Consider the following 13,904-nt stretch of genomic DNA (forward strand, 5'->3'; position numbering starts at 1 on the left):
GAAGTGGTGCGGCGCCCGTTGTCTGTCGGCTGGCTGTCGGCGGGTCAGCCGGCCTTGCTGAAGCCGGCGGCCTCGGCGGACTCCTCGGAGTCGAACCAGACCTCGGCGACCGTCTGGTCGTACCAGCGCGACTCCGGGGTGTGGAACTTCATCGAGTCCTCGTTGCCCTTGATCGCGAAGCCCTCCGGCGGGGTCTCGCCGCGGAAGGAGCCCTTGCCGTAGTCCTTGACCTCGGCGGCCTCCTCGGCGGCGGCGTCCTCGGTCGCGGTCTCGTCGGCGGCGGCCTCGGCAGATTCGTCGGCGGCGGTGTCGACCTCGGCGGCCGCGAGTGCGGCGGCCTTGGCGTTGCTCTCCTCGGTCGTCTCCTCCTCGGCAGCGGCCGGCGCGGCGGCGGCCTTCTTGGCCGGTGCCTTCTTGGCGGCGGCCTTCTTGGCGGGCTTGGCGCCCGACTTCGCGTTGCGGGACTCCTCGACCGACTCGGTGACGATCTCGATCACGGCCATCGGGGCGTTGTCGCCCTTGCGCGGCCCGACCTTGATGATCCGGGTGTAGCCGCCGTCGCGCCCGGCGAGGGCCGGGGCGATCTCGGTGAACAGGACGTGCACGACGGACTTGTCCCGGACGTGGGTCAGCACCTGCCGGCGGGCGGCAAGATCACCGCGCTTGGCCTTGGTGATCAGCTTCTCGGCGAGCGGGCGTACCCGCTTCGCCTTTGCCTCGGTCGTGGTGATCTTCCCGTGCTCGAACAACTGGCTGGCCAGGTTGTCCAGGATGATCCGCTCGTGTGCCGGGCTGCCGCCCAGGCGGGGACCCTTGGTGGGGGTAGGCATCTGTCAGTTCTCCAATTGATCTTCGGTGGCCGCTCAGTACTGCTCGGTCTCGGCGAAGTCGGCGTCGCCGCGCTCGTCGCCCTCGGTGTCCTCGTCGTCGTAGCGACCGATCGCGGTCAGCGGGTCGAAGCCGGGCGCGCTGTCCTTCAGCGACAGGCCCATCTCGGCCAGCTTCAGCTTGACCTCGTCGATCGACTTGGAGCCGAAGTTGCGGATGTCGAGCAGGTCCTGCTCCGAGCGCGAGACCAGCTCGCCCACGGTGTGGATGCCCTCGCGCTTGAGGCAGTTGTAGGACCGCACGGTGAGGTTCAGGTCCTCGACCGGCAGGGCCAGGTCCGCGGCGAGCTGCTCGTCGACCGGCGACGGGCCGATCTCGATGCCCTCGGCCTCGGTGTTCAGCTCGTGCGCGAGGCCGAACAGCTCGACGAGGGTACGCCCGGCCGAGGCGACCGCGTCGCGCGGACGGATGGCCGGCTTGGTCTCGACGTCGACGATCAGCTTGTCGAAGTCGGTGCGCTGCTCGACGCGGGTGGCCTCGACCTTGTAGGTGACCTTGAGCACCGGGGAGTAGATCGAGTCGACCGGGATCCGGCCGATCTCGTTCTCGAAGCCCTTGTTCTGCACGGCGGAGACATAGCCGCGGCCGCGCTCGACGACCAGCTCCATCTCCAGGCGGCCGTTGTCGTTCAGGGTCGCGATGTGCAGCTCGGGGTTGTGGATCTCGACCCCGGCCGGCGGCGCGATGTCGGCGGCGGTGACGGCACCGGCGCCGGACTTGCGCAGGTACATGACGACGGGCTCGTCCTCCTCGGAGGAGACGACCAGCGCCTTCAGGTTGAGGATGATCTCGGTCACATCCTCGACGACGCCCTCGATGGTGGAGAACTCGTGCAGGTTGCCCTCGATCTTGATGCTCGTCACCGCGGCGCCCGGGATGGACGACAGCAGGGTGCGGCGCAGGGAGTTGCCCAGGGTGTAGCCGAAGCCGGGCTCCAGCGGCTCGATGACGAACCGCGAACGGAACTCGTCGACCTTCTCCTCGGACAGTGCGGGGCGCTGTGCGATCAGCATGTTCGGTTTCCTTTCGGCCGCCCGCTATTTGACGGCGAATGGGTGGACCCGGTCGCTGCTGCGTACCGGGTTGGTACGCCGGTGCGCCGCGCGGATGATGATCACCGCGAGACGCACCGGCGTGGCGGGCTCAGCTCACCTTGGAGTAGAGCTCGACGATCAGTTGCTCCTGGACGTCGACGGCGATCTGCTCGCGCTTCGGCAGCGCGTGCACCAAGATCATCATCGGGTCGGTGCGGGCCTCCAGCCAGCCCGGGACCTCGCGCTCGCCATGGGTCTCGCGGGCGACGACCAGCGGGTGCAGGTCGGTCGACTTCTCGCGCACGGTGATCACATCGTGCGGGCTGACCCGGTAGGAGGGGATGTTGACCTTCTTGCCGTTGACCTCGAAGTGGCCGTGGTTGACCAACTGGCGGGCCTGGCGGCGGGTGTTGGCGAAGCCGGCGCGGTAGATCACGTTGTCCAGCCGGGACTCGAGGATGCGCAACAGCACGTCGCCGGTGCGCCCGGTGAGCCGGTTGGCCTCCTCGTAGTAGCGGCGGAACTGCTTCTCCAGCACGCCGTAGGCGTAGCGGGCCTTCTGCTTCTCCCGCATCTGGAGCAGGTACTCCGACTCCTTGGTGCGGCCGCGGCCGTGCATACCCGGCGGGTAGGGGCGGCGCTCGAAGGCCTTGTCGTTGCCGACCAGGTCGGTGCCGAGACGACGCGACTTCTTGGTCAGCGGGCCGGTGTAACGAGCCATGATTCAGTCCTTTCCTGTGTCGTCTCGATCAGACCCGGCGCCGCTTGGGCGGGCGGGTGCCGTTGTGCGGTACAGGGGTCACGTCGGCGATCGCGCCGACCTCGAGGCCGACCGCGCCGAGCGAACGGATCGCGGTCTCCCGGCCGGAACCGGGGCCCTTGACGAACACGTCGACCCGCTTCATGCCGTGGTCCATGGCGCGCCGGCCGGCGGCCTCCGCGGCCATCTGGGCGGCGTACGGGGTCGACTTGCGCGAACCCTTGAAGCCGACGGTGCCGGCCGAGGCCCAGGCGATGACCGCGCCGGTCGGGTCGGTGATCGTGATGATCGTGTTGTTGAACGTCGACTTGATGTGGGCCTGGCCCGCGACGATGTTCTTCTTCTCCTTGCGGCGCACCTTCTTGGCGCCGCTGCTGCGTCCTGCAGTAGCCATCTGGTGCGTCCTTACTTCTTCTTGCCGGCGACGGGCTTGCGCTTGCCCTTGCGCTGACGGGCGTTGGTGCGGGTCCGCTGGCCGCGGACGGGGAGACCGGAGCGGTGCCGCCGGCCCTGGTAGGTGCCGATCTCGACCTTGCGGCGGATGTCGGCGGCGATCTCGCGGCGCAGGTCGCCCTCGATCTGGTAGTTGCCATCGAGGTGGTCGCGCAGCGCAACCAACTGCTCGTCGTTCAGCTCGTGGACGCGGAGGTCACCGGAGATACCGGTGGCCTTCAGGGTCTCCAGCGCGCGGGTACGCCCGACGCCGAAGATGTAGGTGAGTGCGACCTCGAGGCGCTTGTCGCGCGGCAGGTCGACACCACTGAGGCGTGCCATGTGTGACTCTTTCACTCATCGGAGGTGTCGGCGTGAAGCGTCCCGGCGGTGCGGGCCCCGGCCTCCGACCGGGGGTGGACCCGCCGGCGAGCGGCGGGCTGCATTCACGTTGTTGGGTTATTCAGTTGTCGTCGAGCCGTGACTGCGGCCCGGCCGCAGCGGGCTGGTCAGCCCTGGCGCTGCTTGTGGCGCGGGTTCTCGCAGATCACCATCACGCGACCGTGCCGGCGGATCACCTTGCACTTGTCGCAGATCCTCTTGACGCTCGGCTGAACCTTCATCGAGCTCTCTTTTCGATCTGGCCCCGGGCAGGCGTGCACCCGTCGGGGAGTTGATGATTTGTTGACCCCGGTCACCTGTGCCGGTAGACGATGCGGCCGCGGTTCAGGTCATAGGCGGAGACTTCGACAACCACCCGGTCCGACGGAAGGATCCGGATGTAGTGCTGGCGCATCTTGCCGCTGATGGTGGCAAGCACCTTGTGGCCGTTGCTCAGCTCGACGCGGAATGTCGCGTTGGGCAGGGCCTCGACCACGGTTCCCTCAAGCTCGAGGACGCCTTCCTTCTTTGCCATTGCTCCCTAAACTGTTCGCTCGGAACTCCTGAATGCGGACATGCATCACCCACACGGGTGACCGACGCTCTACTCTAGTGCCCGATCCCCCGCAGCCCAAATCGTCGTACGCCGGTCCGGCCCAGGCCGGTCGAGCCCGTCGAGCCCCAGGCCGGTCGAGCCTGTCGAGACCCCCGCCGAGCGAGCCTGACGCCGGTAGAGCCCGTCGAGAGCCCCCGCCGATCGCCGAAATCGACCACTCGCCACGATTCCGGCCACCACACCACGCCCAAGCCCGCCCAAACCCCGACCAGTGGTCACTTTCGGCGCCAGGTTTCGACGGCGCCAGGTCTCGACGGCGGGAGATCTCGACGGCGGGAGGGCTCGGCGGCGCGAGGGCTCGACCTCGACCAACGCCGGTCGAGCTTGTCGAGACCCCCGCCGAGCGCCAAAACCGACCACTCGCCAGGGTTTTGGCGACCACACCACGCCCAAACCCGCCCGAACCCCGACCAGTGGTCACTTTCGGCGCGAGGTTTCGGCGGCTCGAGGTCTCGACGGCGCGAGGTTTCGGCGGCGGGAGATCTCGGCGGCGGGAGATCTCGACGGCGCGAGGCCTCGGCGGCGCTCGGTCCAGCCTGTCGAGACCCCCGCCGAGCGCCAAAACCGACCACTCGCCAGGGTTTCGGCCACCACCTGGCGCCCAAACCCGCCCAAACCCCGACCAGTGGTCACTTTCGGCGCGAGGGCTCAGCGGCGGGAGGTCTCGACGACGCGAGGTCTCGAGGTCTCGACCGCGGGAGATCTCGACGGCGCTCGTTCCTCGCCTGCTCGAGCAGCGCTCGACTACTTGACCGCGCCCATCGCCAGGCCGCGGACGAGCCGCTTCTGGGCCAGCCAGCCGGCCAGGATCACGGGCACGATGGCAATGGTCACCGCGGCGCTCAGTACCGCGAGGAACTGGCCGCGGCCGTCGACGAACGAGCCGAGGAACGGCGGCGTGGTCATCGCGGCGACCGAGGTCAGCAGCAGCGCCAGGAAGTACTCGTTCCAGGCGAAGATGAAGCAGATCAGCGCGGCCGCCGCGGCGCCCGGCGCCACGATCGGGAACGCGATCCGCCACAGCTCGCGCCAGTAGGTCGCCCCGTCCACCTGGGCCGCCTCGACGATCGCGGCCGGCACCTCCTCGAAGAAGGAGCGCATCATCCAGATCGCCAGCGGCAGGTTGATCCCGACGTAGAGGATGCCGAGCACGGTCAGGTTGTCCAGCAGCCCGAACTGCCGCAGCAGCAAGAAGATCGGGATGATCACCGCGGCGAACGGCATGAACCGGGTGGAGATCACGAAGAACAATGCATCGGACCACTTCGAGATCCGGCGTACCGACAGGGCGTACGCCGCCGGGATCGCCAGCGCCATCACCACGATCGTCGAGCCGATCGACACCGCCGCGGAGTTCAGCAGGTACAACCCCATCCCCCGCTCGAAGACCTCGGCGTACCTGTCCAGGGTCAACGGTGTGTTGATCAACGGCGTCGGGGATGCGGCAGCGGCCTCGGACTTGAACGAGGTGAAGACCGTCCACAGCACCGGGAAGAAGAACAGGAACACCAGCAGCCAGGTCAGCAGGGTGATCAGCGCTCCGCCGAGCTTGCGGCCGGCGGGCGATCCGCCCCGCCGGGCCCGCGTCGCCTCGGCGCTGGCTGCGGGTTCGGTCACGGCGCTCATCGCCCCTCCTCGGTGAACACCCGGAACAGCTTGCGCAGGGCGAAGGTCGCCACCACGATGATCAGCACCACGGTGACAACGCCGTAGGCCGCGGCCTCGCCGACCTGCTGGCCGATGAAGGCCCGCTCGTACAGCAGGTACGGCAAGGTCTTGGTGCCGCCCGCCCCCTTGGTGATGATGTTGATCGGGTCGAACAGTTGCAACATCAAGATCGTGCCCAACAAGATCGCCAGTTCGGCATAGGTACGCAGATGCGGCACGGTCATGAAGAAGAACCGCCGCACCGGGCCGGCGCCGTCGACATCGGCGGCCTCCAGCACCTCGCCGTCCTGGGACTGCAGGCCGGCGAGCAGCAGCAGCATGAAGAAGGGCGTGTACTGCCAGACCATCACCATCATCACACTGAGCATCGGATGGTCGGTGTTCCAGGCGATCGGGCCGATGCCGAGCAACCCGAGGAACCAGTTGACGATGCCGCCCTCGGTGTTCAGCAGCGACCACTTGAAGATCAGCGAGGCCGCTGCCGGCATCACCAGGAACGGCGTGATCAGCAGGGTCCGCGCGAGGCTGCGGCCGAAGAACTCGCGGTTCAGCAGGACGGCCAGCAGCAGCCCGAGGACCAACGAGATGATCACCGAGCCGCCAACGATCAGCACGGTCGCCAGCACCGACGGCAGGAAGTAGCCGTTGGTGAAGACGGCCGCATAGTTCTCCAGGCCCGCGAAGCCCCGCTGTTCGGGCCGGGACAGGTTCCAGTGCTGGAAGGAATAGAAGATCGTCACCACGAACGGGATCTGGGTGATCAGGATCAGCGCACCGATCGCCGGCAGCAGCAGCGTCCGCGCGAACCGGCGCTCGGCCGGATCCTGGTGCGACGGCGGCCTGGTGCGCGGCCTCACGCTCTCGGGCGCCTCGGCGGTCGCGGTCGTCATTGGCCTGCCTCCCTTCGCTGCTGTTCGCCCGCGCGCTGGGCGATCGCCTGGGCTTCGTCGAGCGCCTGTCGGGTGCTCGTGCGGCCCGCGAGCGCATCGGCGAAGGCCTGGGTCGCCTGGTTCCCGACATCCTGGAACTCGGGGATCGAGACGTACTGGATGCCGACCCACGGCTGCGGCGCCACGCCCGGCTGCGCCGGGTCGACCTCGGACAGGGTCTGCACCGTGAGCGGACCGAAGGCCGAGCTGACCTCGGCGTACTCGGGAATCCGATAGGTCGAATTGCGGGTGCCGGGCGGCAGCTCGGACCAGCCGACCTCGTTGCCGACCAGCTCGATGTAGTCCGGCGAGGTCGCCCACTTCACGAAGTCGGTCGCCGCCTGCTGCTTCGTCGATGCCGCGTTGACGCCGAGATTCCACGACCACAGCCAGCCCGCCTGATCGGTCTCGACCACGGGCGCCGGCACGTAGCCGACCTTCCCGGCAACCTCGGAATCGTCGCTCTCCAGTGCGCCGGCCGCCGAGGTCGCGTCGTACCACATCGCCGCGCCCCCGGTGCTGAACAGGTTGTAGCACTCGGTGAAGCCGTAGGAGACGGGATCGGGCTCGCCGGCGTTCCGGGTCAGGTCGACGTAGAAGTTCGTCGCATCGGCAAAACCGGGCGCATTCACCTTCGCGTCCCAGTTCATGTCGTACCACTGCCCACCGAAGGTGTTGACCATCGAACCGAGGATCGCGCCGGCCTCACCCCAGCCGGGTTTGCCGCGCATGCAGATGCCGGCCCGCTCGGGACTCTTCAGTTGCCCGGCAAGATCGGCGACCTGCTGCCAGGTCGGGTTCTCCGGCATCTCCAGTCCGGCCTCGTCGAACACATCGGTGCGATACATCAGGAACGACGACTCGCCGTAGAACGGCGCCACATACATCCGGTCCTCGTAGGTGGCCGCCTGTCGGATCGGCCCGATCAGGTCGTTCACCTGGTACGCCGGATCCGAGCTGAGCGGGTCGGTGAGATCGACGAGCCAGCCGTTGCGGGCCCAGATCGGCACCTCGTACGAGCCGACCGTCATCACGTCGTACTGGCCGCCGCCGGTCGCGACGTCCTTGGTGGCCGCGGCGCGGAGGTCGTTCTCCTCCATGAACAAGATGTTCACCCGTACGCCGGGATGGGTGCGCTCGAACTCGGGGACGAGCGAGGCCATGTCCTGCATCTGGGAGTTGTTGACGCTGGCGACCGTGATCGTCGTGATGCCCGGCTGCTCGCCGAGCCGGCCGAACCCGGCGCAACCGGTCGTCAGCATCAGCGCTCCGGCCACCAGCGCCGGTCCGAGTCTCTTCACCGCCGACTCCCGTCCGCGCCCCACCGGGCGCTGCTCTCGACATTGAGGGGAGTTCGACTCTAGACGGGCGGCCCGCGCCGGGCGGGGTGTTGCGCAACGCGGGCTCGATCAGTTGGGCCCGATCAGTTCACGGGGCTCTCCGCGAGCGCGACGCTGCTCGAGCGCTCCTCGCCGGCGGCATCGGTCCAGACCAGTTCGACCCGCTGGCCCGCCTCGGTGCCGGCGAGCACGCTGCTCAACCGGCCGCCGCTCTGCACCGGCGTACCGTCCACCGAGAGGATGACCGCACCGGGCTCGATCCCGGCCCCGGCGGCGGGCGAATCGGGCACCACATCGACGATCTCGCCGACGGTGTCGACGCTGACGCCGAGGTAACCGGACCGGCCGATGGTCACCGGCCCGGAGCTGTCGCCGGCCTCGATCTGGGCGGCGATCTCGGTGGCGGTCGCGATCGGCACGGCGTAGCTGTCCGGGGCAGCGTCGGACTCGTCGCTGCGGCTGGCCGAGCGCATCACCGAACCCGCGGTGCTCAGTCCGACGACCTCGCCCTCGGCGTCGACCATCGCCCCGCCGGAGTAACCGGGAACGACGGGCACGCTGGTCTCGATCATTCCCTCGAGGCGGGAGCCGAACCCTCCGTTCTCCCCCGCCACGGTCACCGAACGGTCGGTCGCCCTGACCTGACCGTCCACCGTGCGCAGCCGGCCCTCGCCGCCCGGATTGCCGATCGCGGTCAGCGCCTCGCCGGTCTCGACGCCGTCGGTGTCGATCTTGGCCGGAGTCAGTGCCTTCTCGATGCCGAGCAGGGCCACATCGGCGGAGGAGTCGAAGCCGAGCATCGTGGCGGACTGGGCCTCGCCGCCGGCGGAGGTCACCCGGACCCGCTCGGAGTCGGCGACCACGTGGTAATTGGTCAGGATCAGGCTCCCGTCGCCGATCACGACACCCGAGCCGGCCCCGATCCCGTTCGAGGTGCGGGTGTCGATGATCACGACCCCGGACCTGGTCGAGGCCGGGGCGGCGTCGGGCGCCTGGGCGATCGTCGGCGGCCGGGTGTCGGTGATTCCGGGAACCGTCGGCAGGTTGCCGCCGCCCGGTGCGAGGACGCGGGCGACCAGCGCGCCCGGCAGCAGGGATCCGCCGAGCATCACCAGCACGGTCGCGATCCCGGCGAGTGCGGCCAACGGGGCGGGGATGCGGCGGGCGGGGGTCTGGCGAGCGACTGGCGGGTCGGTGAACCGAGGGGATGAGGGATGGGGATGTCGGTTCACCGACCCGGACCAGTGGCTCATGTCCGACATCTCACCCGGCGACCATGCGAGAGCGCTGACGGAAAGCTGTCAGGTGGCTGTGGAAGTCGCCACCGGCTGGGCGTACCCGGCGGAAAGCCTGCGGTAGGCACCGCTCCGGAAGGCGACCAGTACCGCGCCGACCATGATCACGGCGGCGATCATGAAGATCAACGCCATGCCGCGCGCCTGCCCTTCGCCGAGCAGCCAGCCGACGGCACCGCGGCCAGCCGGCGAGTCGACCCACGGGATCAACACGAACTCCGCGAGCGGCCCGATCAGAAATGCAGACACCGGCGCCGCGGCCGCCTCGACGCTCTGCGCGAAGCCGAAGACCCGGCCCTGGCGCTGCAGTGGCACGACCTTCTGGATGATCGTCTGCTCGGCGGCCTCCGCCGCGGGGATCAGCATCATGAAGACGAACATGCCGGGGACGAACAGCCACCAGGTCTCACGGACGGCGAAGAACAGGCCGACAGCGGACACGCCGAGATTGACCAGCAGCAGGGTACGGATCGGATTGGCGCCGAGGCCGGTACGCGAGATCACCAGCCCGCCGACGATGAATCCCGTGCTGGTGATCGCCAGCACGATCCCCCACACACTGACGTCGAACAACGTCAGCCCGTAGGGGTCGAGCAACGCCATGTAGACCCCGCCGATCAGGTTGTTGAAGGTACTGAACAGGATCAGCGCCAGCAGCCCGGGCATGGCCCGCACCGCACGCCAGCTACCGGCCAGGTCGAGCCGCTTGTCCGCGACCTCCGGATCGCGCAGCACCCCCTCCTCCGGGATCCGCACGGTCAGCAACTGGACCAGCGCAAGTGCCGTCGCGACGATCGCGATGATCAAGGTCGGCCCCATCCCGAGCAGCCCGATGGACAGGCCGGAGAACACCGAGGTGACCAGGAAGGCCAGACCCTGGACGCTGCCGACGAGGCCATTGGCCTTGGCCCGCTCGGGCTCCGGCACCAGCAGTGTGACGGTGGTCGACAAGGCGATGTTGCGCATGCTTTCCACCACCCCGCCGATCAGGATCAGCACGGCGAAGATCCAGAACCACGGGCCGCGCAGGTCGAGCAGCGCGGGTGTCGGCACGGTCGCGAAGGTCAGTCCGGCCAGCAGGTAGGAGGTCAGGGTGATCGTCGAGGAGGCGGCCATCGCGGTCTTCTTGCGTACCCGGTCGACGATCGTTCCCCACAGGGTGCCGGTCAGGGCCACCAGCAGCATGTAGGTGCCGCCGATCATCGCGGTCGCCGTCACCGAGCGCGTCTCCAGGTAGATCCAGAAGGTCAGCGCGAACCACAGGTAGCTGCTGGTCACATTGGCCAGCAATGTGTTCACCAGCACCAGATAGAAGGACTTCATGATCAGCTCCCGGTCCGTCGATGCTGGCCCCAGCCTAGGTCGCAGGACTGACAACGGCTTGTCCGATCTTGCGCAGCCCCCGCTGGCCGGATCGCTGCGATTCCTGGCGCGCGCAGCACTGGTCGGGTACGCCGTGGCACGCCAGCATCGGGCCATGCCGCAAGCCGAGATCAAGGACTGGACCTGGGTGCTGGAGCGCCGCTGTCCCGAGTGTGGGTTCGACGCCTCGACCGTGCCGTATGAGCGCGTCCCCGAACTGCTGCGGGAGAATGCCGCCGCCTGGCCCGCGGTGCTGGCCCGCGCGGACGTCCGTGACCGGCCCGCGCCGGAGGTCTGGTCGCCGCTGGAGTACGCCGCCCACGTCCGCGACGCCCATGTCATCTTCGGTGAGCGGCTCGCGCTGATGCTCGGCGACGACGATCCCGCGTTCGCCAACTGGGATCCCGACGAGACCGCAGAGCGCGATCGCTATGCCGAGGCCGATCCGGCCGCCGTCGGGCAGGCGCTGATCCGGGCGGCCGACCGGACCGCCGCCGCCTTCGCCGCGGTGGCCGCCGGCGACCTCGGGCGTACCGGCCGGCGCTCGGACGGCACGATCTTCACGGTGGAGTCGCTGGCCCGCTACTACGTCCACGACCCGATACATCACCTGCACGACGTGGACCGCTGACCGGGCGTACCGGCGACGTCGGTCTCAGGCGGGCACGACGGGCCCGCCGAGCCCGCCGCGCTCGCGATACATCTCGACGGACTCGCGCAGGGCACGCAGCACGTAGGGCGGGAAGTCGAGGCCCTTGTCGTGGGCCCACAAGATCGACTTCTCCACCCGGGAGACCTCCCGGGCGTACGCCTCCAGGTCCTCGGCGAATCCCAGCCCGATCACCACGCCGCCCATGTCGGCGGTATAGGTCTTGCGCTGGTTGGTGCCGACCAGGCCGTAGGAGAAGTTGCGCAGTCGCCGCGTCAGCCACAACTGCCACGGCTTGAGCACGCGGTCCTGCTGCATCTTCTCCGCCGACATCTTGTAGAAGGCGAAGTGCCCGGGCTCCTGCTTCTTGATCTGACCGATGATCGTCTTCGAGATCGCCGTCTCGCCGAGGCTGTTCATGCCCTTGGTCATCGCGTTGTACGCCAGCACCGCCTGCCGCTCGGTCGCCGCACCGGTCAGGTAGTACATCAGCCGCGCCACCTCCTGGATTGGCTCGATGTGGGCCAGCGCACCGAGCATCTTCATGCCCATCTGCACCTCGAGCATCGGCTCGGCGGGGGCGAGGCCGAGCTCGGTCTGCAGCTTGTCCAGGATCAGGCCGTGCTGGATCTCCTGGGGTTGCCAGACATCGGCGTAGAAGTAGCGGTCGACCTCGCTGACATCGGGCAGCAGCACCAGGAGCTCGAGCACATTGCGGTCGACCTCGAGCTCGACCCGGGCCAGATAGTCGAGGATGTGTGCGTAGTCGCGGGCGACCGCCCCGGGGTCGTGCACGGTCCAGTCGACCGAGCCCATCGGGATCGGCGGATGCTCGTCCTCGAGCCGGCGAACGCTGTCCATCAGCATCGTGTCGGTGATCTCGCGGCGGGGCACGGGCCCAACCCTAACGCACGCCGGGTGAGCCAACTTAGGCTTCCCTCAGTCTGGTCGCGCGGAACGGCCGGTGGCACAGTGTGGCCGTGCAATCGGAGTCGGAACTGGCCGCACTGGCGCGCGGCGTGCTGGCGCCCGGATTCGTCGGGACGAGTGTGCCGGGCTGGTTGGCCGACGAGCTGGATCGCGGGCTCGCCGGGGCCTGGCTGTTCGGTCACAACCGGCCGGCCGAGGGGTTCGCGGCGCTGACCGGTGAGCTGCGCGCGATCGCGCCGACGGCGCTGGTCTGCTCCGACGAGGAGGGCGGGTCGGTCACCCGGTTCGAGCCGGACGGGTCGTCCTGGCCGGGCGCCCACGCGCTCGGGCTGGTCGACGATCCGGTACGCACTGAGGCGGTGGCCGCCGAGCTGGGCGCCGCGCTGCGCGGGGAGGGGATCGACCTGACCGCCGCGCCCGATGTGGACGTGAACTCCGATCCGGACAATCCGGTGATCGGGGTACGCGCCTTCGGCGATGATGCGGAGCTGGTGGCCCGGCACGGCGCCGCTTTCGTCCGCGGGCTGCAGGCGGGCGGGGTGGCGGCCTGCGCCAAGCACTACCCCGGGCACGGCGCGACCCGGCAGGACTCCCATGTCGCCCTGCCCCGGGTGGACGCGCCGGAGGCCGTGGTCCGGGAGCGTGATCTGGTGCCGTTCGCCGCCGCGGTGGCGGCGGGGACCGACGCGATCATGACCGCGCACGTGATCTTCGACGCCTACGGGCGCGAGCCGGCGACGCTGAACCCGCGGCTGATCGGGCTGCTGCGAGACGAGCTCGGCTTCGACGGGGTGGTCTGCACCGACGCACTGGACATGGCGGCGATCCGGGACGGCTGGGGCATGGGCCGCGGCGCGGCGCTCGCGCTGGCGGCCGGGGTGGATCTGATCTGTATCGGGAATCCGGTGGGCGGCGGCTACGACCCCGCCGCGGCGCTCGCCGAGATCGTCGACGCGATCATCGGGGCCGTGCGCTCGGGCGCGCTGCGGGAGACCCGGCTCGCCGAGGCGGCCGGGCGGGTGGCCCGACTGGCGGAGCGGGCGGCGGCCCGGCGGGCGGCCTTCGGGGAGCCGGTACGCCGGGCGCCCGGCACCCGCAGCGAGGTCGGGACACAGATCGCGCACGAGGCGCTGCGGCGTACCGGCCCGTTGCCGAAGTTGGGTGCGCGGCCCTGGCTTGCCGAACTGCGCGGGCCCGACAACATCGCCGCCGGGCGTACCCGGCCGTGGGCGCTGGTGGAACTCGCCGCCCGGTTGCCGGGGGCGCGGCGGGTGGTGATCGAGACGATTGCCGATCTTGCCGGGCTGGACGATGAGCCGCTGGTCGTGCTGCTGGGCGCGCAGCCCGACGGCGCCACCGCCGAGTTGCTCGACGCGGTGCTGGACCGGCGCCCGGACGCGCTGGTGATCAACACCGGAGTGCCGCGGGATCTCCGCGGGAAAGTGCTGGAGACCGCCGGGCCGGGCCGGGTCGAGGCGATCGCGGCCGCGGAGGCACTGGTCGGCTGACCGATCGCGTCGTCAGGTCTCGCCCCCTGGCGCCAGCTTCAGCGGGCGAAACCTGACGAAGAGATCGAACTAGCGCTGACGGCGACTCGCCCGCCCCCGCCCCGACGATCCC

At 69.3% G+C, this 13,904-nt stretch carries 15 protein-coding genes; 2 read left to right on the plus strand and 13 right to left on the minus strand.

Annotated features, from left to right (window positions below; genetic code table 11):
• Positions 1 to 44: 44 nt before the first annotated feature.
• The 12 genes from rplQ to GGQ54_RS04790 form a co-directional block, all read right to left on the minus strand.
• Positions 45 to 830, minus strand: coding sequence for a 50S ribosomal protein L17 (gene rplQ, locus GGQ54_RS04735; RefSeq protein ID WP_179444347.1), 786 nt, complete (start codon positions 828 to 830; stop codon positions 45 to 47).
• Positions 831 to 863: 33 nt separating this feature from the next.
• Positions 864 to 1,901 (minus strand): DNA-directed RNA polymerase subunit alpha, encoded by a 1,038-nt coding sequence (locus GGQ54_RS04740; protein ID WP_179444348.1) that lies wholly within the window; start codon positions 1,899 to 1,901, stop codon positions 864 to 866.
• A 130-nt stretch (positions 1,902 to 2,031) separates the two neighbouring features.
• On the minus strand, positions 2,032 to 2,643 hold the full coding sequence (gene rpsD, locus GGQ54_RS04745; protein WP_179444349.1) for a 30S ribosomal protein S4: 612 nt from the start codon (positions 2,641 to 2,643) through the stop codon (positions 2,032 to 2,034).
• Positions 2,644 to 2,671: 28 nt separating this feature from the next.
• The gene (gene rpsK, locus GGQ54_RS04750) at positions 2,672 to 3,076 is read right to left on the minus strand and encodes a 30S ribosomal protein S11 (RefSeq protein ID WP_179444350.1); all 405 of its coding nucleotides are present in this window, start codon (positions 3,074 to 3,076) and stop codon (positions 2,672 to 2,674) included.
• A gap of 11 nt (positions 3,077 to 3,087) precedes the next feature.
• Positions 3,088 to 3,456, minus strand: a complete 369-nt coding sequence (gene rpsM / locus GGQ54_RS04755) for a 30S ribosomal protein S13 (protein WP_179444351.1) — start codon at positions 3,454 to 3,456, stop codon at positions 3,088 to 3,090.
• A 167-nt stretch (positions 3,457 to 3,623) separates the two neighbouring features.
• On the minus strand, positions 3,624 to 3,737 hold the full coding sequence (gene rpmJ, locus GGQ54_RS04760) for a 50S ribosomal protein L36 (protein WP_013862061.1): 114 nt from the start codon (positions 3,735 to 3,737) through the stop codon (positions 3,624 to 3,626).
• Between the two features lie 71 nt (positions 3,738 to 3,808).
• On the minus strand, positions 3,809 to 4,030 hold the full coding sequence (gene infA / locus GGQ54_RS04765) for a translation initiation factor IF-1 (protein ID WP_179444352.1): 222 nt from the start codon (positions 4,028 to 4,030) through the stop codon (positions 3,809 to 3,811).
• Positions 4,031 to 4,855: 825 nt separating this feature from the next.
• Entirely contained in the window at positions 4,856 to 5,737 is an 882-nt protein-coding gene (locus GGQ54_RS04770; protein WP_179444353.1) for a carbohydrate ABC transporter permease, read from the minus strand.
• Positions 5,734 to 6,669 carry a carbohydrate ABC transporter permease gene (locus GGQ54_RS04775; protein ID WP_179444354.1) on the minus strand — a complete coding sequence of 312 codons (936 nt, stop codon included), beginning with the start codon at positions 6,667 to 6,669 and terminating at the stop codon, positions 5,734 to 5,736. Before GGQ54_RS04775 ends, GGQ54_RS04770 begins: the two co-directional genes overlap by 4 nt.
• Positions 6,666 to 8,009 carry an ABC transporter substrate-binding protein gene (locus GGQ54_RS04780; RefSeq protein ID WP_343045853.1) on the minus strand — a complete coding sequence of 448 codons (1,344 nt, stop codon included), beginning with the start codon at positions 8,007 to 8,009 and terminating at the stop codon, positions 6,666 to 6,668. The genes GGQ54_RS04775 and GGQ54_RS04780 overlap by 4 nt, the downstream gene beginning before the upstream one ends.
• Positions 8,010 to 8,131: 122 nt before the next feature.
• Positions 8,132 to 9,193: a S1C family serine protease gene (locus GGQ54_RS04785; protein ID WP_179444355.1), complete on the minus strand. Its 1,062-nt coding sequence runs from the start codon at positions 9,191 to 9,193 to the stop codon at positions 8,132 to 8,134.
• A gap of 156 nt (positions 9,194 to 9,349) precedes the next feature.
• Complete coding sequence (locus GGQ54_RS04790) at positions 9,350 to 10,666, minus strand: MFS transporter (RefSeq protein WP_179444356.1); 1,317 nt, start codon at positions 10,664 to 10,666, stop codon at positions 9,350 to 9,352.
• 154 nt (positions 10,667 to 10,820) lie between these two features.
• Here GGQ54_RS04790 and GGQ54_RS04795 point away from each other — a divergent pair, with 154 nt between their 5' ends.
• A complete protein-coding gene (locus GGQ54_RS04795) occupies positions 10,821 to 11,336 on the plus strand; it encodes a DinB family protein (RefSeq protein WP_179444357.1) in 516 nt (171 codons plus the stop codon).
• Between the two features lie 24 nt (positions 11,337 to 11,360).
• Here GGQ54_RS04795 and GGQ54_RS04800 read toward each other — a convergent pair whose 3' ends face one another.
• Complete coding sequence (locus GGQ54_RS04800; protein ID WP_179444358.1) at positions 11,361 to 12,248, minus strand: GTP-binding protein LepA; 888 nt, start codon at positions 12,246 to 12,248, stop codon at positions 11,361 to 11,363.
• A gap of 86 nt (positions 12,249 to 12,334) precedes the next feature.
• Between GGQ54_RS04800 and GGQ54_RS04805 the strand changes: the two genes are divergently transcribed.
• Entirely contained in the window at positions 12,335 to 13,792 is a 1,458-nt protein-coding gene (locus GGQ54_RS04805) for a glycoside hydrolase family 3 protein (RefSeq protein ID WP_179444359.1), read from the plus strand.
• The last annotated feature ends 112 nt before the right edge of the window (positions 13,793 to 13,904 follow it).

It is taken from the genome of Naumannella cuiyingiana (genome assembly GCF_013408305.1).
Classification (GTDB): Bacteria; Actinomycetota; Actinomycetes; order Propionibacteriales; family Propionibacteriaceae; genus Naumannella; species Naumannella cuiyingiana.